17 protein-coding genes and 1 pseudogene are annotated in these 19,316 nt (G+C 71.0%); 10 read left to right on the forward strand and 8 right to left on the reverse strand.

Translation table 11 applies throughout. From position 1 onward, the window contains the following. Positions 1-169: 169 nt before the first annotated feature. Positions 170-2,938 carry an ATP-binding protein gene (locus tag AC0B61_RS33225; RefSeq protein WP_471745605.1) on the forward strand — a complete coding sequence of 923 codons (2,769 nt, stop codon included), beginning with the start codon at positions 170-172 and terminating at the stop codon, positions 2,936-2,938. A 417-nt stretch (positions 2,939-3,355) separates the two neighbouring features. On the opposite strand, the gene AC0B61_RS33230 is transcribed toward AC0B61_RS33225, so the two are convergent. After that, positions 3,356-4,633, reverse strand: a complete 1,278-nt coding sequence (locus AC0B61_RS33230; protein ID WP_471745606.1) for an MFS transporter — start codon at positions 4,631-4,633, stop codon at positions 3,356-3,358. Between the two features lie 556 nt (positions 4,634-5,189). Here AC0B61_RS33230 and AC0B61_RS33235 point away from each other — a divergent pair. Then, entirely contained in the window at positions 5,190-6,005 is an 816-nt protein-coding gene (locus tag AC0B61_RS33235) for a ParA family protein (protein WP_471745607.1), read from the forward strand. Continuing rightward, positions 5,990-6,967, forward strand: coding sequence for a hypothetical protein (locus AC0B61_RS33240; protein WP_471745609.1), 978 nt, complete (start codon positions 5,990-5,992; stop codon positions 6,965-6,967). The genes AC0B61_RS33235 and AC0B61_RS33240 overlap by 16 nt, the downstream gene beginning before the upstream one ends. 1,046 nt (positions 6,968-8,013) lie before the next feature. Here the strand turns inward: AC0B61_RS33240 and AC0B61_RS33245 are convergent. Next, positions 8,014-8,304 carry a DUF8189 domain-containing protein gene (locus AC0B61_RS33245; protein ID WP_471745611.1) on the reverse strand — a complete coding sequence of 97 codons (291 nt, stop codon included), beginning with the start codon at positions 8,302-8,304 and terminating at the stop codon, positions 8,014-8,016. Here AC0B61_RS33245 and AC0B61_RS33250 point away from each other — a divergent pair. Both AC0B61_RS33250 and AC0B61_RS33255 read left to right on the forward strand, forming a co-directional pair. Beyond that, positions 8,287-8,841: a hypothetical protein gene (locus tag AC0B61_RS33250; protein WP_471745613.1), complete on the forward strand. Its 555-nt coding sequence runs from the start codon at positions 8,287-8,289 to the stop codon at positions 8,839-8,841. The two genes, AC0B61_RS33245 and AC0B61_RS33250, sit on opposite strands and share 18 nt — an antisense overlap. Before the next feature lie 502 nt (positions 8,842-9,343). Beyond that, positions 9,344-9,748 carry a hypothetical protein gene (locus AC0B61_RS33255; RefSeq protein WP_471745615.1) on the forward strand — a complete coding sequence of 135 codons (405 nt, stop codon included), beginning with the start codon at positions 9,344-9,346 and terminating at the stop codon, positions 9,746-9,748. Between the two features lie 66 nt (positions 9,749-9,814). Here the strand turns inward: AC0B61_RS33255 and AC0B61_RS33260 are convergent, their stop codons facing one another. Further along, on the reverse strand, positions 9,815-10,345 hold the full coding sequence (locus AC0B61_RS33260; protein WP_471745616.1) for a MarR family winged helix-turn-helix transcriptional regulator: 531 nt from the start codon (positions 10,343-10,345) through the stop codon (positions 9,815-9,817). Positions 10,346-10,566: 221 nt separating this feature from the next. Here AC0B61_RS33260 and AC0B61_RS33265 point away from each other — a divergent pair, with 221 nt between their 5' ends. Both AC0B61_RS33265 and AC0B61_RS33270 read left to right on the forward strand, forming a co-directional pair. Next, on the forward strand, positions 10,567-11,637 hold the full coding sequence (locus tag AC0B61_RS33265) for an alkene reductase (protein WP_471745618.1): 1,071 nt from the start codon (positions 10,567-10,569) through the stop codon (positions 11,635-11,637). Between the two features lie 89 nt (positions 11,638-11,726). Next, entirely contained in the window at positions 11,727-12,632 is a 906-nt protein-coding gene (locus AC0B61_RS33270) for an NADP-dependent oxidoreductase (protein WP_471745620.1), read from the forward strand. A gap of 259 nt (positions 12,633-12,891) precedes the next feature. Here AC0B61_RS33270 and AC0B61_RS33275 read toward each other — a convergent pair whose 3' ends face one another. The 3 genes from AC0B61_RS33275 to AC0B61_RS33285 all read right to left on the reverse strand — a co-directional run bounded on the left by AC0B61_RS33275 (position 12,892) and on the right by AC0B61_RS33285 (position 16,503). Then, positions 12,892-13,689, reverse strand: coding sequence for a hypothetical protein (locus AC0B61_RS33275; RefSeq protein ID WP_471745622.1), 798 nt, complete (start codon positions 13,687-13,689; stop codon positions 12,892-12,894). A gap of 631 nt (positions 13,690-14,320) precedes the next feature. Beyond that, positions 14,321-14,761: a hypothetical protein gene (locus tag AC0B61_RS33280; protein ID WP_471745624.1), complete on the reverse strand. Its 441-nt coding sequence runs from the start codon at positions 14,759-14,761 to the stop codon at positions 14,321-14,323. Between the two features lie 1,370 nt (positions 14,762-16,131). After that, on the reverse strand, positions 16,132-16,503 hold the full coding sequence (locus tag AC0B61_RS33285) for a hypothetical protein (protein ID WP_471745626.1): 372 nt from the start codon (positions 16,501-16,503) through the stop codon (positions 16,132-16,134). Positions 16,504-16,763: 260 nt separating this feature from the next. Here AC0B61_RS33285 and AC0B61_RS33290 point away from each other — a divergent pair, with 260 nt between their 5' ends. Beyond that, entirely contained in the window at positions 16,764-17,177 is a 414-nt protein-coding gene (locus AC0B61_RS33290; protein WP_471745627.1) for a DUF6000 family protein, read from the forward strand. Positions 17,178-17,345: 168 nt separating this feature from the next. Then, complete coding sequence (locus tag AC0B61_RS33295) at positions 17,346-17,720, forward strand: hypothetical protein (protein WP_471745638.1); 375 nt, start codon at positions 17,346-17,348, stop codon at positions 17,718-17,720. Positions 17,721-17,751: 31 nt separating this feature from the next. Here AC0B61_RS33295 and AC0B61_RS33300 read toward each other — a convergent pair. Next, positions 17,752-17,865 (reverse strand): annotated as a pseudogene (locus tag AC0B61_RS33300) (ATP-binding protein); the annotation flags it as partial. Between the two features lie 299 nt (positions 17,866-18,164). Here AC0B61_RS33300 and AC0B61_RS33305 point away from each other — a divergent pair. Then, on the forward strand, positions 18,165-18,548 hold the full coding sequence (locus tag AC0B61_RS33305) for a hypothetical protein (protein WP_471745628.1): 384 nt from the start codon (positions 18,165-18,167) through the stop codon (positions 18,546-18,548). Between the two features lie 10 nt (positions 18,549-18,558). Here the strand turns inward: AC0B61_RS33305 and AC0B61_RS33310 are convergent. Next, positions 18,559-19,316, reverse strand: a 758-nt coding sequence (locus tag AC0B61_RS33310; protein ID WP_471745630.1) for a class I SAM-dependent methyltransferase, incomplete at its 5' end; no start/stop codon positions are given.

A 19,316-nucleotide genomic window follows, 5' to 3' on the forward strand; every position in this document is an offset into this window, starting at 1 on the left:
GGCCCGCGGACCCGGTGCCGGTCGGCGTCGGGAGCACCTGGGCGGCGAGGGGTGACCGACGTTCTGTCAAGTCATCACCACCCGCCGGCGGTCGGCAGTACGCTCGGCGCTCTGCAACGACGGACCAGGCAGCAACGGGCCCTGGCGGAGCGAATGTTGGAGGCGGCGGGTGGCGGAGGGGAAAGCCGGGGACGGCGGGGCCGGGGCCGGGTGGGGCGGCGGGCCGTTGCACGAGCGCGAGGCCGAGATCCGGTCGGCGGCGCAGGCGATCGAGGTGCTCACCGCGCCGCCCGGTGCCGGCCTCGGGGAGCTGCTGCTCTACACCGGCGCGGCAGGACTGGGCAAGACCGCGGTGCTGACCGAGGTGCGGCGGGCGGCGACGCGCGCGGGCTGCACGGTGTTGTTCGCCCGTGGCGGGCAGCGGCAGTGCCACGAGCCGTTCCACGTGGTGCGCCAGCTGGTGCGGCCGGTACTGTCGGCCCTGTCCGATGACGAGCGGGCGCGGGTCTTCGGGCCGTGGGAGGACGTCGTCGGCCCCGCGGCGGGACTGCTGCCGCCCGGCGGGCAGCTCGATCCGCAGGGTGTGCGGGACGGGCTGGACTTCGTCCTCACCCGCCTCGTGCAGTTGCGCTCGCCGGTGGCCGTGCTGGTCGACGACCTGCACTGGGCCGACCCGGAGTCGCTGGGCTGGCTGGCCGGCTTCGCGGTCCGGGCACGGGAGCTGCCGGCCCTGGTCGTGCTCGCCTGCCGCGACGAGTTCCCCGACGACGCGCTGGCCCTGCAACGGCTCCTCACCGACCGGGCCGACCGCCGGCACGAGCTGCGCCCGCTCCAGCCCGCCTCGATCGCGCACCTGGTCCGGGCCGCCCTGGGCACCCAGGCCGAGGACGCCTTCTGCCGCCACGTCTGGGCGGTCACCGCCGGGAACCCGTACGAGACTGCTGCCCTGCTGCACGAGGTCGCCGACCAGCGGCTCGACCCGGTGGAGGAGAGCACCGGGCTGCTGCGCGAGATCGCCGCCACCGCCCGGGGTATGACGTTGCGGCACTGGCTGGACCGGCTGGGGCCCCCCGCGCTGCGCTTCGCCTGGGCGGCGTCGGTACTGGACACCGACATCCGCCCCGACCTCGCCGCCGCCATCTGCGCCCAGGGGCCGGAGGCCGCCGCCCAGTCCGTCCGGGAGCTGCGCCGGCACCGGGTGCTGACCAGCGGACCGGCGGGCCGGCTGGAGTTCGTCCACCCGCTGGTAGCCACTTCGGTCTACCAGTCGATGTCGCCCGCCACCCGCACCGGCATGCACGGGGTCGCCGCCGTCGAGGTCGAGAATGCCGGCCTCGGCCTGCTGGCGGCCTCCCGGCACCTGCTGGAGATCCTGCCCGAGGGCGACGGCGGCATCGTCGACAAGCTGCGCCGGGCAGCCCGCGAACACCTGGCCATCGGCGCGCCCGAGGCCGCGCAGCGTTGCCTGCGCCGCGCCATCAGCGAGCCGCCCGCCGACGAGGACCGGGCCTCGGTGCTGTACGAGCTCGGCTGCTCGGCACTGCTCACCGACCCGGCGACCACGGTCAACCAGCTGCGCCTGGCACTCGCCGACCCGTACGGGCTGGACCCCGGGCTGCGGGTGGACGCGGTCTTCCGGCTCGCCCAGGCCCTCGCCCACAGCAACCGTGTCGGCGAGGCCGCCGCGCTGTGCGCCGAGGAAGCCGCGCGCACCCCGCCCGGCCCGGGGCGGCTGCGCCTGGAGGTCGCCCACTTCATGTTCGGCGCGTTCCAGTCCGAGGACGAGGACGGCGCCAGCCGCTCCCGGCGGCTGGCGGAGTTCCACCGGATGCTGGGCACGGTCGGACTGGCCTTCACCGACACCGGCACCGACACCGACGCGGATGCGGACTCGCCGGTCTCGGTGCAGGCCGTGTTCGAACACGACGGTCTCGCCCACGCGGTGGCCGTGCTGCGCTGCTGGGACCTCACGCTGCGCGGCGCCGACCGCGCGCAGGTGCTCGCGCTGGCCGACTCCGCGCTGCCGCAGGGCCGACTGCCCCGCAGCCTCGGCTGGACCAACACCACCTGGGGCTTCGAGCTGCCCGGGATCCTAGGCCTCAGCTACCTGTACGCCGACCGCGTCGACCGGGCGGAGGAGCTGTTCACCGAGGCGGTGCGCGCCTACGAGGTCGCCGGCTGGAGCGGCGGCCACCTCGGCTTCGCCTACCTGCTCACCGGCATGCTGCGGTTTCGCTGCGGCGCGCTCGCCGAGGCGGAGGCCTACCTGCGCCGGGCCCTGCGCATCGCCGGCCGGATCGGCCCGGACACCCCACTGCACTGGGACGCGGTCGGGGCACTGTCCGAGACCCTGGCTGCGCGCGGCAGGGTGGAGGAGGCCCTGGAGCTCGCCCGCGAGCACGCCTTCGGCCCGCCGTACCCGACGGTGATGGTGCTGCCCGACGCCCCCACGCTGTACGGCCGCCTGCTGCTGGCCCGGGGTGACGCGCCGGGCGCGGCCGAGGTGCTGACGGCCGCCGGCACGGCCCTGGACACCCGGGGGTGGCGCAACACGGTATGGGCCCCGTGGCTGGGGCACCTGGCCCGTGTGGTCTCCCCCGACCAGCCGGAGCGGGCCCGCGCCCTCGCCGAGGAAGCGGTCCGCCGGGCCCGGGATTCCCGGACGGATTCGGCCGTCGGCAGCGCACTACGGCTGTGCGCCGCGGTGCACGACGCGCCGCGGGCGGCCGAGCTGCTGGCGGAGGCGGTGCGGTACCTGGAGCGGTCGCCGGCCCGCTACGAGCACGCGATCGCCCTGGTCGACCTCGGCGAGGCGCTGGGCTCGGACCCGGCCGCCCGCACCACGCTCACCCGGGGCCTGGAACTGGCCGTCCACTGCGGCGCCGACGGCTTGGCAGCCCGGGCCCGCAGCCTCCTGGGCGCGGGAACGGGCGGTTGAAGCCGGGCCCGAAGCAGTGCACGGCCGGACGGCTTGAGCACGGCCGAACGACGGCTTGAGCACGGGCCGGACGACGGCTTGGGCCGGTGCGCCAGCCAGGCCGGCCAGTGCGGGAGCCGGTCCGGGCGCCGGTCGCCGACACTGCACCGCGGCCAACCCTGCCGTGCCCGTCGGTGGGGTTCCGGCCGCCGGGCGGAAGGACCCGGTCCGGCACCGGCCCCAGCCTGATCCTCACCGGGCCCGCCGCCACCGGGAAGACCACCGCCCTGCTCGAAGTCGGCCGCACCTGCCACTTCGCCCACCCGCGCCAACACCCCGCCCCGTCCGGGAACGGGCAGTCGGCCGTGCCCGTCGCCCACCTCCTCGCGCCCCTCCCCACTCATGCCCGGTCGGCGATGCTCGACGGGGTCCGCCCGCTCAGGTGCTGAGTTCCCGGGACCGTCCGGCCCACCGGACCACGAACGGCATGGCCAGGCCGGCCGCGACGAAGACGCCGCCCATGCCCCGCCAGCCGGGGACGCCCCAGCTCAGGCAGAGCAGGCCGAGCAGGCCAGGAGCGATGGTGTAGCAGAGGCCCATGCCGATACCGAACACACCGGAGTACTGTCCCTGCGCGTGCGCGGGGGCCAGCCGGAACCGGAGCTCCATCGACCCGGCCGCGTGCCACAGCGAACCCGCGGTGTGGATGACGACGCCGGCGGTCATGACCGCCGCGGCGGCCCAGCCCGGCAGGCCCGAGGCCATCGCGATGACCGCCATGCCGACCAGGAACGCCAGCCCGGCGCGCCGGGTGGCCCGGCCGGCGACCTGGCCGCCCTTGACCCCGCGGCTGGTCCGGATCTGAAGGATGACCACCATCACGGTGTTGACGGCGAGCGCGATGCCGGTGAACCAGCGCGGTGCACGGGTGTGCAGGACCACCCACAGCGGCAGGGCGTAGGTCACCACCTCGCCCTGGATCCACAGGATGCCGTCCAGCACGACGAACGCCATGTACGGCTTGTCCCTGAGCGCGAGCCACCGGTTCGACTCGGTCGGTGCGGGCAGCGGCTCCAGCTTGGGCAGCCGGAGCATGACGGCCGCGCAGCCGATGAAGGTCAAGGCATTGGCGACGATGAGCGCGCGGTAGGCGGAGCCGGAGTCGAGCTGGATCACCACGCCGGCGGCCAGCGCGCCGAAGGTACTGGCCAGGAAGGCGGTCGAACGCAGGTAGGAGCGGAACTTCGGCACCTCGTCACCGCCGAAGCGACGGATCATCGGGCCGCGCGCCGCGCCCCCCGAGGCACCGGCCAGGTCGGTCACCGCCATGGACACCATGAACACCACGAACGAGTGGGCGAACAGCAGCGACAACATGGAAACGGTCTGGATCAACAGGGTGACCAGGAAGACGCCGCGCGGGCCGCGGCGGTCGGCGAGGTGCCCGACGGGCGGTCCGGCGAGCAGGCCGACCACTCCCGCGACCCCGAGGCCGAGGCCGACCTGCCCGATGGACAGGCCGACCACCCGCAGAGCGTACAGCGGCGCCGTCGCCAGGAAGGCCGCGGTTCCGAGCTGGTTGACGAAGCCTCCGAGGGCCAGTCTGCGCTGGGGGCCGGTTTCGAGGAGCAGCCCTCGGCGCACCAGCCAGGGCCGACGGTCCGGGGCGGTGTCCTCCTGACGATCGTCGGGGAACAGGGTGTCGGTCTGACTCACGTGGTACTCCTGGACGTTGATCACGGCTGGGCGGGGACGGAACGGTGCGGCGCAGTACCCGGGAGCAAGCCGCCCGTCGCCCTCTCGGCAACCCGACGGCCCGGTTCATCGTGTTCGCACCCTGGGAATCTGCGAACTCCTGCGCTCCCGCCCGGGACGCCCTCGCGTTGCCGGGAAGCGGCATCCGCGACCGGCCACTGCGGGAGCGGTGGAAGCGTAGGAGATGGCACTCGCCGAGGCCCGGCCCCCCTGCAGGTCTGCATGGCGGGCACAGCGCAGGGCTCGGTCAGGCGGGGCGGAGTTCGCCGTCGACACTCAGGCCGCTGTTGCAGCCGGCCCGGTTCCGTTCCAAGGTCCGCAGCATGAACGTGCGCGCCGCTTCACCGTCCTCGGTAGTGACTTTCTCGACCGGCCGTCGGCCCTGCGGACACGTCCCGGCGGCTGCTTTTGCGGTGCCCGGAAATGCGATGACACGCCCGTGGTGTTCTTCGCGGCACTGGGGCCCCGGATAGCCTGCCTTCCGTGCACTGGGCATTCAACGGTCGGAGGGCCGGGCATGAATCAAGTCATCGCGGTCTACAGCGAGAAGGGTGGCGTCGGGAAAAGCGCTATGGCGGCTGGCCTGACAGCTGCTGCCCGGAAGCGGGGCCTGGACGTCGTTGCCGGAGACCTCGACCCTCGCGGCACCTTCACCGCTGAGCTGGGCGTCTCCGGAGACGAGGCCCCGGCCTTCACCATGAACGACCTGCTGGCCCTGGATCCCCGGGGCGAGACCGGGCTGGCGGCGGAGGCCTTCGCCCCTGCGTCCGACGCGTGGCCGGGAGTCCAGGTGATCGCGGCGGAGCGTGCCTTGGCCAACCGGGAGACCGACAATGTCGCCGTCGGGCTGGAATTCCGCCTGCGGCTCGCCCTGAAAGGGGCCATAAAGCCCGGCTCGGTTGGAATTCTCGACCTGCCGCCGCGCGCCGGCGGCAAGCTCGTGACCTCGGCCCTCGTCGCTGCAACCGACGTGATCATCCCGGCGACCCTCGACGAGGACGGGCGCATCGGCGCCAAGGAGGCCCTCGCGACCATCAAGCTGGTCAAGGATCTCGGCATGAACCCGGACCTGCGGGTGGTCGGCATCGTGCCCTCTATCGTCCCCGGCGGGCGCAGCACCCTGAAGGACGCCATAGGAGGCTATTTGTCGGAGACGTACGGGGAGCTGTACCGCGACGATCTCGCGATTCCCCGGCACTCGCTGCGCCAGCAGACCCGGTTCGCCTGCGTGCCGATCACGGCGGCCACCGGCAAGGAGGCCCGAGCGCTGACGGATGCCTACGACCGAATCCTCACTGCGTCAGGAGTGTCTCTGCAATGGGCAACAAGCTGATCCAGGCCGGGACCAGCCGGCTGAAGAAGGCACCGGACTCCGCCGTTGATCCGGCCGTGCCCGCCGAACTGCAGCAGGGCGCGGCGCAGCGGGCTGCCACTTCCGCGCTGCCGGCGATGGTGGAGAACCCGGGCACGCCAAGTGTCTTCACGGGCGGCCGGGTGCTCACGGCCGAGGACATCACGGGCACCCCCGAGGAGCAGCTCACCTATGTGACCGCGCGGCTGCTCGAGATCGACGGGCTCGGCCGACGGGCCGAGGACTTCGTGGCCCTCAACAAGGGCGTCCTACTGGAGACCGCGCAGCAGCGTGAGCTGCATCTGGTAGCCGGCCACACCAACTTCGCGGCATGGGCGTCCGAAGTGCTGGACGTGGACGAGAAGTACGTCTTCGAGCTGATGCAGGATGCGGTCCGAGTGCGGGCCGTCGCGGAGCTGGGGCCGGAGCTCGGCCAGTACCTGACTCGCGCCTCGGCCCGCAAGGCAGTGGCTGCGGTCATCTCCTCGCACGACCTGAACACCGCCCGCACGGTCGTCGAACTCGGCGTGGCCGAGGCAATCCAGCAGGGCAAGAAGCGCCCCACTGCGGCCAGGCTGGTCGAACTCGCCACCGAGTTGACGGCACCATCCATCCCCGGGCAGAAGGTGGGGTCAGAAATTTCTGACCCCACCCCCATCGAGCAGAGGTCAGGAATTCCTGACCCCGAAGACGAGGAGCAGCCGGGCGCCGCGCAGCTGCGCGACCTGAGCCACTCCGCAGTCGTACTGCGGGAGCGCGTGTCCTCGCTGCTCACCCCCCGCGCACTGAAGGCTGCGGCGGAGGCCGACCCGGTGGCAGCCCATCGGCACCTTGAAAACCTCGACGTCGAGGTGCAACGCCTCACCAGGCGTCTGGCTGCCGCCAAGAAGACGATGACCTCGGCGGTGGCCGCGGCTCCCGTGGACGCCGAGATCGTCAGCTGACTCTCCAGCGGTGACAGGATCACGTCGCCATCCGGCTCACCGAGCCGCTCAGCGACGTGATCCTGCAGGTCATCGCGGACCTGGTCCGCGTCGTCCGTCTCCACAGCCGGACCAGCGCGCCCCGATCGAGTGAGTCAAGAAGCGAAACAGACCTGGCGGACCGTCAGCCGGGTGGACTCGAAACGGTCCTCTGGCCAGGACGTATGAAGAACCTCGACTGCGGTACCGGCCCGGGCCGGCGGCAGCGAACCGGCCCGGGCACGGACACCCGCGTAGGTGTCCGTGCCGAACAGGGGCTGGCAGCGTCCGGCTCTGCCCGTCGGTCTCGGCATGACGGGGGCCGCACCACCGGGTGGAGGCGCCGGCGCATCGCGTCCGATCTCAGGGCGTCACGGTCGGACCTCGACCACCAGGTGGCCGAACTCCTTGATGAGGTCCGCTCGGGCGGTGTCCGCCTGCGGGGTCTCGATGGGGGTACGGACCATCATCCGCCGCACCTACCCCTCGGCCGCCGCCGGCTCCCGGATCGTCGCCCGCTTCGGATACACCCGTGCCAGGGCGTCGTGCAATAGGTCCCGGGCGTCGTGGACGTCTCCGGTGATCAGGTATGCCCCCCGCAGCAGGGCCTGGTACCGCGCCGCGACGAACTCGTCGAACGGGTCGGATCCGGAGCCCCCGGGCGCACGGATTCGCGCCTCATACCCTCATGACGCTCCGGCCGCCGGAAACGGATGAAAGGACGCGAGGGGGATGTGCTCGACTCTGATGTGCGGTCCTCCGTGCTGCCCTACGGGGTCCGATCCGGCACATGCGCCGGCGCGATGGAACGGAGATTGCGGAGCCGGCGGCGGCGACCACCACACCGTCCGCGCCCTCACCCGCACCCTCGACCCCGCCACGCTTCGCTCGCAGCCCGGCCCGTGTCCGTGGCCCGCGTCCGGTGGCCGGCCGCTCGCCGTGCAACGGCCTTCCGGCGTCGGCGACGGGGCGAAAGAGACCACGAACTTCGCCCGGCGAAGGGCCGCCGGGGCGAAGTTCGTCGCGGTTCAGGAGCCGACGGTCTGCCAGACGCCGTACGGACTGTCGGTGCCGGCCGTGCTCTGGCGCGTGACGTGCAGGCGCGCGTCGCTGCCGAGGGTCAGCACGACGGTCCGTCCGGAGCCGTCGCTCACCGCGGCCGGGGCGCCGACGATCACCGAGCCGAGGTCCTGCCAGGTGGTGGCGAAGGCCCGGTTGGGGGCGGTCTGGGTGGTCAGGCTGAGGCCACGGTCGAGGTCGACACCCTGCGGGGCACCCCGAACGCCGACCAGACCAGGCTGGTGTTCTTCAAGCTCCACCAGTCCGGCGACAGCAACGGCGCCACCGGCAACGGTCTGGCCTCGCTCGACGACCTCTACAGCCAGGGTGGCGGCCTCTCCAACGCCACACTCGGCAGCCTGAGCACCGATGGCAGCAGCACGAACTGCAACACCGCCGCTTACCCGGCCCAGAACTACACCCACGACGACCTGGTGAACACCCTCGCTGCCGTCATGCGGGCGTACACGCCGAACGTGGTGCTCGCGCAGGACCCGAAGGTCTACTCGCTGAGCAACACCTACCAGTCGGACACCCACGACTTCGGCGACAACTCCGACCATCGCGGCGCCTCCCGCTTCGCCGGCGACGCCACCCGCGCCTACGGGGTACCGGGCGGACCGAACCACGTTCTGCTGCGCAACTACCGCGACTACAACATCCGGCTGCGCCCGGCGAACCTCGGCCCGGACCTGGCATGGCTGTTGAAGGTCGCGGCCCGGATGTCCCAGGTGTTCGGCAGGCCGGTCATCCGGGCGTGGGCGGCCCGCGCGCCGGCCTCGCGGGAGTTCGCGTAGTCGCAGGGGTCCGTGTAGGGCTCGGGCGGAGTGCTCTGCCGGCCGGCGGTCACCTGGGCGGGGGTGAGTTCCCCGGCGGTCAGGTAGACCGTCATCGTCGGGTCGTCGTACTCCCGGGACATGTCCGGGTTCATGAAGAGGATGTCGTCGTCCTCGTGCGCAACGACCTGCATGAAAGCGGTGTGTGTCGGCGCGGCGTCGGCCAGCGCCGGGCGCGTTGCCGGACCGCCCATCACCACCACTGCCACCAGTGCCGCCGCTGCCAACGCCGCCACTTCGTTCCTGCCACGCCTCATCGCGGGCCCTGCCTTCCCCCGTGTGCCCGGGTGGACCACATGATCACCCGTGAAGACCGGAGTCTGCTGGGGTGCCGACCAACGTCAAGTCAGCGGCGGGCGCCGCCGGCGAAGGCGGGCGGCGGCACCGCCTGGGCGGATCCGGCGCGACCCGTCGGGTCTTCTCCGGGCGTCCACGCGGCGCTTTGACCAGGGGAGACGCGGCCGTGTCCAGGGGAGACGCGGACCGCACCGGCGCGGCGCGCCGCCTCCCGACCGGCGCCGCCCGGATCGAGCACCTGATCAAGCGGAGCGAGGACCTGATCAAGCGCGGACCAGCCGCCCCGATCGGGCACGCGCTCAGGACGGCAGCCCTTCGGCCCCACCTCCACCACGCCCCACCCCCGGTCGTCACCAAGGCACTCGGCTACACCCAGGCCACCACCGCCTACGTCGCCGCCGAGACCGGCGCTCCCTGCAGTCGGTACACGCCCCGGCGATCACACGCCGGGCGCTCACTGGAGCCGGTACACGCCCGGCGACCACACGCCGTGACACCGGTCCCGACGCGGAAGCCGCCCGTTGACGAGTCCGGGGCCGGCTGTGTGGACGCCCGTCGCCCCATCAGGTGACGGGGCTGTGAGGCTCCTCTACCGGCTCGGACATGCTGTTGCGCCGTCCAGATGCAGAGCCGGCCACTAGCTCTCGGCGGCGCAGCTGGGGTCGGCGGCAGCCTGGACGAGGTTCTGTTCCAGGCGTTCCAGGGTGCTCAGGGCCTCGGTGCACTCGTCGGCCGAGAGCCCCGCGGTGACCAGGTCTTCGAGCTGGCTCCAGCTCTGCTCGACCTCGCGGCGCAGGGCGTGGCTGGCTGCGGTGGGTTCGATGAGGGATGCGCGCTTGTCGGTGGGCGAGGGGCGGCGGCGGACGAAGCCGGCCTGTTCCAGGCGCTGGACGGTGCGGGTCATGGTGGCGGCGTCGGAGTCCATCAGCCGCACCAGGTCGGTCTGGCGCTGGGGGCCGAGTTCCCACAGGTGCATCATCACCAGCTCCTGGCCCGGGTGGAGACCGATGCTGCGGAGGAGCTGGCCGGCGAACATGCGGTGCAGGCGGGCGAGGCGGAAGATCGCATGGCTGATGGGCCCGCCGCCGGCGGCGGCCGGCACCGGGACGCTCGCTGCGTGCACCGTTCCTGCGCGGTCCTTCCGGGGCGCCGGGGTGGGCTCTGTCATCTTTTCCTCACTTTGCTGATCGGGCAGCTAACTCTACCGCGTGCCTGCGCTACCCATGATGTTTGCTCGCCTTCGGTTCGAAACTTCGCTGTTCAGCGTCCGTCGTGGGCGTCCCATGTCGACCAGAAAGTGGCGGCCGAGTGTTTACTTGTTCGGACAGGCATCTGTTACGTTGGATGCGTCGGGGCCACCGCCCATCACTCCTCACGAGGGAAGAGACCATGACCACTGCTTTCGATCCGATCGTTCTGGGCGGCCGCCGCCTGGCCAGCCGTATCGCCATGGCGCCGATGACCCGCAGCCGCGCCCACGGGCCAGGCGCGGAGCCGACCGCCCTGATGGCGGAGTACTACACCCAGCGCGCCGGCGCCGGGCTGATCGTCACCGAGGGGATCCAGCCCTCGCCGGTCGGCCAGGGCTACCCGGACACCCCCGGCCTGCACACGGCCGGCCAGGTGGCGGCGTGGCGGAGCGTGACCGATGCGGTGCACCGCGAGGGCGGAGTGATCTTCGCGCAGCTGATGCACACCGGCAGGATCGGCCACCCGAGCCTGCTGCCCGGGGGACTGGTGCCCGTGGCGCCCTCGGCGGTGGCCGCCAAGGGCCAGGTCTTCACCCACGAGGGCCCGAAGGAGTACGTGACGCCGAAGGAGCTGAGCGAGGCGGAGATCCGGCAGACGATCGCCGACTTCGCCACCGCAGCTCGCAACGCGACGGAGGCCGGGTTCGACGGCGTGGAGATCCACGGCGCCAACGGCTACCTGGTCCACCAGTTCCTCGCCCCGAACACCAACCTGCGCACGGACGGCTGGGGCGGCGGCGTCGAGGGCCGGATCCGCTTCGCCGTCGAGGTCGTCACGGCCGTGACGGAGGCGATCGGCGGCGACCGGGTGGGGCTGCGGATCTCGCCCGGGAACCCGTACAACGACATCGCCGAGCCCCAGCCGGGCGAGGCGTACGAGGCCCTGACCGAGCGGATCGCCGGCCTGGACCTGGCCTACCTGCACCTGATGGAAGGCCCGGACCGCGACCTGACCACGCGGCTGCGCAAGGCCTGGCCCGGCACGTTCGTCCTCAACCCCTTCACATACCCGGAGGTCACCGGCCCCGAGGCGCTGAAGCTGGTCGAAGAGGGGACGGCGGACATGGTCGCCTACGGCGCCCTGTTCCTCGCCAACCCCGACCTGCCGGCCCGCCTGGCCGCCGGCGGCCCGTTCAACACCCCGGACACGGCCACCTTCTACGGCGGCGACCACCGCGGCTACACCGATTACCCCACCCTCAGCGCCTGACCGGCGTGGCTGCCGGCGCGGCCGCCCTCCCGGCCACACCGTGGGTCACGACGCGTACTTCCTCCACCCCTCCTACCTGGGAGTTTCCGATGTCCACTGCCATCACTTTCTCCGAGTACGGCGCGCCCGAGGTGCTGCGGCCGACCGAGGTCGCCCTGCCGGAGCCGGGCCCCGGCCAGGTCCGGATCAAGGTCAAGGCCGCCTCGGTGAACCCGCTCGACCTGAAGATCCGCTCCGGCCTGATGGCCAAGGTCGCCCCGGCCCGCTTCCCGGTGATCCCGGGCCTGGATGCGGCCGGTGTCGTCGATGCCGTCGGCGAGGGAGCCGACGCGGCCGTCGGGGACGAGGTCCTCGGGGCGACGGTCGGCGGCGCTTACGGCGAGTACGCCCTGCTGGAGCGGCCGGTGGCCAAGCCCGCGGCCCTGTCGTGGGAGCTCGCCGCCTCCCTGGTCACGGTCGGCCAGACCGCACACCGCGTCCTCGGCCAGCTGAGTGTCCAGGCGGGTCAGACCCTGCTCGTCCACGGCGCCGCCGGCAGCGTCGGGGTCGTCGCCGTACAGCTGGCCGCCATCCGCGGCATCACCGTCATCGGCACCGTCGGCGAGAAGGACCTGGAGCGCGTCACCGCGCTCGGAGCCACCGCCGTCCGCTACGGCGACGGCTGGGTCGAGCGGGTGAAAGCCGCGGCTCCGAGCGGGGTGGACTTCGTCTTCGACGCCTCCGGCGCCGGCCTCCTCGCCGACTCCGTCGCCCTGACCGGCGACGCGGCCAAGGTCATCACCATCGCCGACATGGCGGCCCAGCAGCACGGTGTGCGCTTCAGCACCGGCGCCGAGGACCAGGGCGGACAGGCCCTCCCCGAACTCGTGGAGCTGGCTGCCACCGGAAAGCTCAGCCTGCCGATCTGGCGCACCTACCCCCTGGCCGAAGCCGCCCAGGCCCACGCCGACCTCGAAGCCCACCGCAACCACGGCAAGGCCGTCCTCCTGCCCTGACCCCCATGTGCCGCCGCCTCACACCCAGCAGGCCTTGACCCTGCGGGTGTGGGGCCAGCTCGCCGCCACTCGCCGCCACCGGCGACCGCCGCCCAGTCAGCGAGTTCGTCTTCCCACACGCCCTCAGCTCTCAGCTCTCAGCTCTCAGCCCTCAGGCGATCGAGGCGCGGTGCCTCCAGTGAGGGCTGGCGCTTCGCCTCCCTGCCGCCAAGGGCGCCGCGCCCTTGGCGGGAGGACCGAGTCGGGCGGGGCCGCTCCGTCAGGCGGGAACGTTCTTGATGACAGCGTCGGTCAGCGGCGAGAGCTGATCGGACAGCTTGTCGAGGTCTGCGGTCCGGCCGTCGGACCACTGGGCCGAACCGACGACCACGCCGTGCCCGTAGGCTGCGAAGCCCTGCACACGGCCGCTGTCGGTCGGCAACCGGCGCAGGCCCGAATCCGTGGGCGGGACATGGATGGCGACCTGGAAGGAGTCGGCGTGGGAGCCGAGAAAGCTCACCAGGTGCACGCCGTCGCCAGGGTCCGCCATGGTGAACACCGCCACGTTGTACTGGTTGCCCTCGGCGTCCTTGTACAGCGCCAGGTCGACTCCGAGACAGCCGTGGCCCTGCGTGATCAACCCGGCGAGGGTCGGCGCCACGGTGTCCGGGCCGGTGCAGTTCGAGCGCGCCACGCCCGCCACCAGCGTGTATCCCTGCACCTGCGCCTGGACCTGTGCCGGAAAGACGGACAGCGGCATCGCCGAGACCGGAGCGCCGAATGCCGTTGACGGAGCACTGATCGACGGCGTCGCCACGTACGGCGAGCGATCTGACGATGCCGGCGCAGCCAGCGCGGGCGATGCGGCCGGAGCAGGGCTCACCGGCCGGAGCAGGTACGCCCCCGCGCCCGCTGCCACCAGCAGCGCAGCGACCACCGGAAGCAGCAGCCGACGTCGCGCCTTTCGTCGCACGGGCTGGCGCGCCTGTTCGGCGACACTCGGCTCCGCCGCGTTGCTCTTCTCAAACTCCTTGACGAATTCTTCCCACAGGTCGTCACCGGATTTACGCATGCTCACAGCTTCCACACCTTAGTGATCACCGCCACCGTTGGGAAGCCGCGCCCTCTGACGTCGATGGTGGTGGTGCTGGTCCTGCCGAACCGGGTGGTCTTGTTGGCGCCAGGTGGTCACGCCCCCTGCAACCGGACTGCGAGTCGTCAGTCGTCATGGCGATGCTGGGCGCTCATGAGCACTCCTAGCAGAAACGGCCTCCGCAGTGGTCGGGGCTGACGAAGCCGAAACCGTATCCGTACCCGAAGTTGAGGAAGTACGGACCGTCCTCAACTTCGCCAGCGTCACTGATCTTGAAGAGGAGCTGGCCCCTCCCCCGTCGACCAGGACTCCGCCCGCCGCCTTGTGGTGTGTACCACCGCCCGTTCCGGGGAGGCCGAGGCCCGGCACGTGCGGATGCGACAGCGCAATTCGGCCGTCTCGCACCTTCACGAGATGCTTCGGAAGCTGCCTGCTGTCATCCGCGCCTGACATGAAGTCCGCCGTAACTGGCGCGGGGAAGGACGTGACGGACGTTAGCGAGAACCGGGGGCCCTCTGCGGATCGGGAAAGCTACTCCCCGCACGTGACCGGGCGCCGTGCCAATCCTTCCCGACAAGGATCCTGCACGGATAGGAACACCGGTCGAAGGCGGTTTTCAGCGTCGATTCAACAGCAGATCACGCAGACCCTCTTCAAAAACGGGGTGCGAATACCGGTCAGTGCCAAAACCCGGCATTTCGAGCTTCTTGAGTTGCCCTCCGACGATGTGGGACACCAGCGGCACGGGCAGGGCCTCCGGCCAGAGGCCGGTGCGCTTGCCCTCGGAGAGCACGCGCCGGAAGGCACCGGTGGAGCCCCGCAGGTTGCGGCCGTTCGCCTTCAACTCGTCGGCGGCGCACTCGCCCTGCCCTTCGACGACCTGGAGCAGGATCTGCTGGGCCCGGGGCGGGAGGCGGTCGTAGTACGAGCGGGCCCGCTCCGGCGTCCAGCGGTCGTCGGGTACTGCGGTGACGACGGCAGCCGGCGTGGCGGCGAGGGCGAGCAGCTTCTCGAGCACCTCTGGGGTCGGGTTCTCCACAGTGATCGTGATCTTCATGATGCCCACCATGGCAGCGCGGGACACCGAACACAAATAACTCCGACAGACGCGCTGCAGACGGTGAGGCCCTGGCCGCCGAAGAAGGCCACCGCCGAGCTGATCCGCAACCAGGCCGCCGAGCACGCCCGTGCCCCGGCAAGCGCACCCACACGCACGCCCACTGGTCCACCGGCCGCGCGTACGTCAACCGCGACCCGGTGGCCATCACCGTCGTCCGCACCTACCTCTCTCCTTGCTCGCCGAACTCCACCAAGCTGAGCCACAGTTGCCACTACTGCGCGGCATCACTCGCCGGGGCCGGCTCATGCCCGTCCCTGCCTCCGGAGCGAGTACGCCAAGGCCGGCCTGCGCCGCCCGGGCAAGGACAACCTCGGCCGCCCCAACAGGACCTTGACGGTGTGGCCGTTCCACCACCGACCAACTTCGTCGGGCAGCGTCGGCCAGGATTGTCGGGCCTGTGCTCAGAACCCATCAGGAATGACGGCAGTCCCCGCGTCAAATCCCAGCAGGAGAGCTCCGGCTCCATGCTCCCCTCCCCCATTGAAATGGCCTGCAGTCCATGGGAATTCGGAGTCGATGCGGGGAGAATTCTCCTGCTCACAGGCAAGGACATCGTCGCCCTCGACGGCCCTGACGCCCGGGCATGGACGCTCGAACGGGAACCGGTCATTGACGAGAACTGCTACCCGGGATCCGACCAAGGCACGTCGGCGAGCACGAACGTCAGACCGGTGGCAGCCACGTGGATGCCACCGTCCTGGTGCGCTCGTGGCGACGGCAACCGCTCGTCCGGCGAGCATCTGATGACGGGGTGAGTGCTTCCGGCCCCTCTCGCCGTGGCAGTCGTGTACACGCGCCCAGTGCGCCGGGGCACCGTAGCGATGCGAGCGAGCCCGCGCCGTGGGTGGTTTTCGGCGGCCTCGAAGGAGAGCCGATTTTCCGCGGAAAATTCGCGTCGGGCCCCGTGCTCGCGGCGCGGAGGGCATCGACGAACCGGACCGCATGTCCTTCCTCGGGCCGTGGACCGATCTCCGCCCCCGCGCAGCGGTCGCGGTCGACGGTGCAACAGCACTGGCCGTGTCGGGGAAGCCGATGCTGGCCGTCCGCAGCGCCGCCACGGTGACGCTTCCAGGAGCGCTGCCTCCGTTTCCCCTGGGCGGAAGATCGACAGGGACCTCCGATGTCCGAACGAGGTGCCCCCGCACCGTCGTCGGGAACGTGGGGCTCTGTCGGCGACTACCCGGAGCAGTTGTTGCTCAGCGAGGAGAGCACCCGCACCACGAAGACTCGTTGTCGGCGGCCCCCGGAGGAGACGTGTGTGGACGGCAGGCGGCCGGCCACACACGTCTCCTCGGCTTGGCTCGGGATCAGTTGCGGACGCCGTAGGCGACCTGGCCGGAGGTGTGGTCGATGACGTAGGCCTGGTAGGAGTGGCCCGGGCCGTCGTAGTACCACGGGGACTGGGCACCGCTGAAGGAGTCCCACCCGAATCGGCCGTCCAGGAGAGCGAACTCGCAGCGGCCGTCGGTTCGGGTCGGGTCGATGGCCTGGAAGTCGTGGTAAAGGCCGTCGCTGTAGAGCTGCAGCTCGATCTTCTGGTCGGCGGTGCAGTTGGCGGTGGTGAGCCAGTGGTCGCCCTCGCTGGCGGCGACGGCCGGCGTTGACATGGTCAGGGTGAGCACGGCGCCGGCGCCGAGGACGGCGATGGCGGTCCGCAGCGAAGTACGGTGAGACAGCATGAGACGGTTCCCCCGAAGGTCGCTACCCGGCACACGCATCGGCGGAGGGGCCCGCCAGGGTACGGCCGGACGGAGTCATGCTTTCAGCGGCTGATCGCAGGGGCAAGGGCTGAAATCGGTCTCCGGAAAAACAGACGCGGTCACGGCAAACCACCTCGATCCCCAAGCCCGGGCGTTCGGCCGCGGCCAGGCCTCGACCGAAATTCGTTCGGCTCACTGGCGTTGTCGGCGTATGGCTTGAGCGCCGCGATTGCGTACGGATGAACGGGTTCTGTCGTCGGTCTTGCGATGTTGTAGCTGTTCGATCGTTTCTGGTGGTCGTGCGATCCAAGGGGGGCGGGAGGTTCGGCCGCATCTGGCCAACGTGGCAGTCGAGTCGGTGCACACCAGCGTTCACCCACGGATGCGAAACGCCAGCCATCTCCGTCGAGAGGTACGCGACCAGAGCTTCCCAAGAGGTCCGGGCGGCCTGTCCCGAACTCGACGCCGCAGCCGGGCACGTTCGAGCCTTCGGCGCGCTCCTCCACATCGACAGTCAGGCTGGAACCGAACACGCCGGCCGCTTCCTCGCCCCCGGAGCGCTGTGGCACCAGTGGAACGACGCCCAGTTCACGCCCTCGCCGCCGAGCCGGTTCATGGATGAGCTGTGCGCACTGACGGACTCGCTCAGGTAGACGTCACAAGATCGGTCGACAGAGCCGATGGACGGGTCCGGTTTTCGGGGCCGTCCAAGCAGGCCACGCTGCGTTCCGACAACTCATCCGGGATGAGGCGATCGCGTGCGGCAGCGGGACGAAGGGGAGTTGGTTGAGGTCGGCAAGCCGACCCGAAAGAATTGCGGGATGAGCCGCAGCGCATCAACCGGGTCGGTCGAACGAGATTGGGACGGGCCCTGGTACCGGGTCCGCGCGGACGCTTTCGAGGCTTCGTTCCTGCCCAGCCCCGACGAGGACCTGGATGCGGTGTGCAACGTCGATGCCGAGGTCCGGCTGGAAGACGGATCACGGTGGAGCGCCACCGTCTTCACCGTCGCCGAAGTCAAGCGCTTGATGGAGACCTGGGAACGGACGGGCGAAGCCCTGGAGGGTCGCTACTTCTGCTGCTCGGACGGCCTGATCGTCCGCGAGCCCGGCATCGACAGCATGACCCAGGTGATCGCCGACCTGCTCGACTCCGGCGAGTTCGCCCAGATCCTCCAACGAATCGACAACGACTGAGCACGCCTCGATCCTGCTGCGGAACGATCCGTTAGGCCACGTCCGCATCCCTTCCGATGGCCTTCAGCCTCTTCTTGAGCCTGTTCTTGACCCGGTAGCTGGGTCCGTTGACAGAGATCACGTCGCAGTGGTGGAGGAGCCGGTCGGGGGATCACGGTGGCAAGGTCCCGCCATCCTGAGCAGCCTCGCCGCGAGCAGAACCGACACCGCCCCGCAGCGACTCACCGAACTTACCGCCGAACTCGACATACCGGCCGCCGACCTTCTCGTCGTCGCAGGCCAGGCGGTGCCGGCGGAACTCCTTCCCCCGGAGCGCGACGCCGGGGTCATGAGGCAGTTCGCCTACCACGTCAGCTACTGCGACCACTCGCAGCTCGCGGCGCTGGAGGCATTCGTCCGTTCACTGCCCCGCGTCGCCGCTCCAGAACCCCCCGTGCAGTCGGCGTGGCCGGGCGCCGTCCCGCCTGGACCAGGTTCGCCGCTGTGCTCGGCGCGCTGATCCGCAATCGCGGCTTCGGCATCCGCGAACTGCCGTTCATGGGACTGTCCCTCAGCACACTCCACGGGATGGTGTGGCGCTGGGCCCCGGCCCCGCACCGCCGACAGCCGCTGTCCGCCATTGCGGGCCCGCTCGGCTGGACCCTGACCGATCTAGTCGCGGTCGCCGACGAGCCGTACTCGGAGGAACTCAGAGCACGGAGCGAATGCGTTCGGCGGTCGCCGGGCCGGGACTGGCGCTCGCGGGCCGGGCCGGGCCGGGCCGGCGAGCGGATGGCCAGGCTGCTGGGTATCCGCAGAAGCCGCAGCACGCTACTGCGACGCCGGTGACTGGCCTTCATCAGCCTGTCCCGAAGTCGTATTTCTCCCAGATCACCGAGTACCGGCGGAGCACATGTCGGCGGTAGCGCATGCCGGGCAGCAGTCGTCGCGCGGCAGCCTGTACCTGCCCGTAACTCATCTGTGGGTCGGCGACCGGCATCCCCTCCGGGCCGCGCGCGCGACGCAGCACCTTCGCGATCCGTACGACCGGAGCAGTGGCGATCATCGTTGCCCATTCCGCCGCGCTCGCCTCGCGGGCCAGGCCCACCACCACGAGCGTTCCGCCGGGCCGCAGCAGCTCGCGCATGCGAGTGAGCGCCGCCTCGAAGTCCATGTGATGGACCGCAGTCACCGAGCAGATGAAGTCGTAGCCCGCGGCGGGGAGGTCGGCCGTGAGGAAGTCTTCCTCGATGAAATCGAGGTTCGGGTGACCGGCGGCGAGCTCGCGTGCGCAAGCAATCATCTCCGGCGACGTGTCGATCCCGGTCACTCGCTTCGCTCGCCCGGCCAGCCTCCGCGCCAGCAGTCCGTCCCCGGAGCCGACGTCCAGCGCATCGCCACACCCTTTGGGAACGGCTCGGAGGATGGCGGGGTGCCGGGCGACGTTGGTGTTCCAATACGGCTTCGGGTCGGGCTCACGCATCGATCTCCCCCAGGACTCTTCGGGTACCCAGTCACGCACGTCTGAGAGGACGTTAAGTCCGTTTCTGGTACCGGCCGCGTCCGGGTTGGTCGAGGAATCCTTGACGGACGAGTCGTCCCAGGCGGGAGCGGGTG

It is taken from the genome of Kitasatospora sp. NPDC023385 (assembly GCF_055664045.1).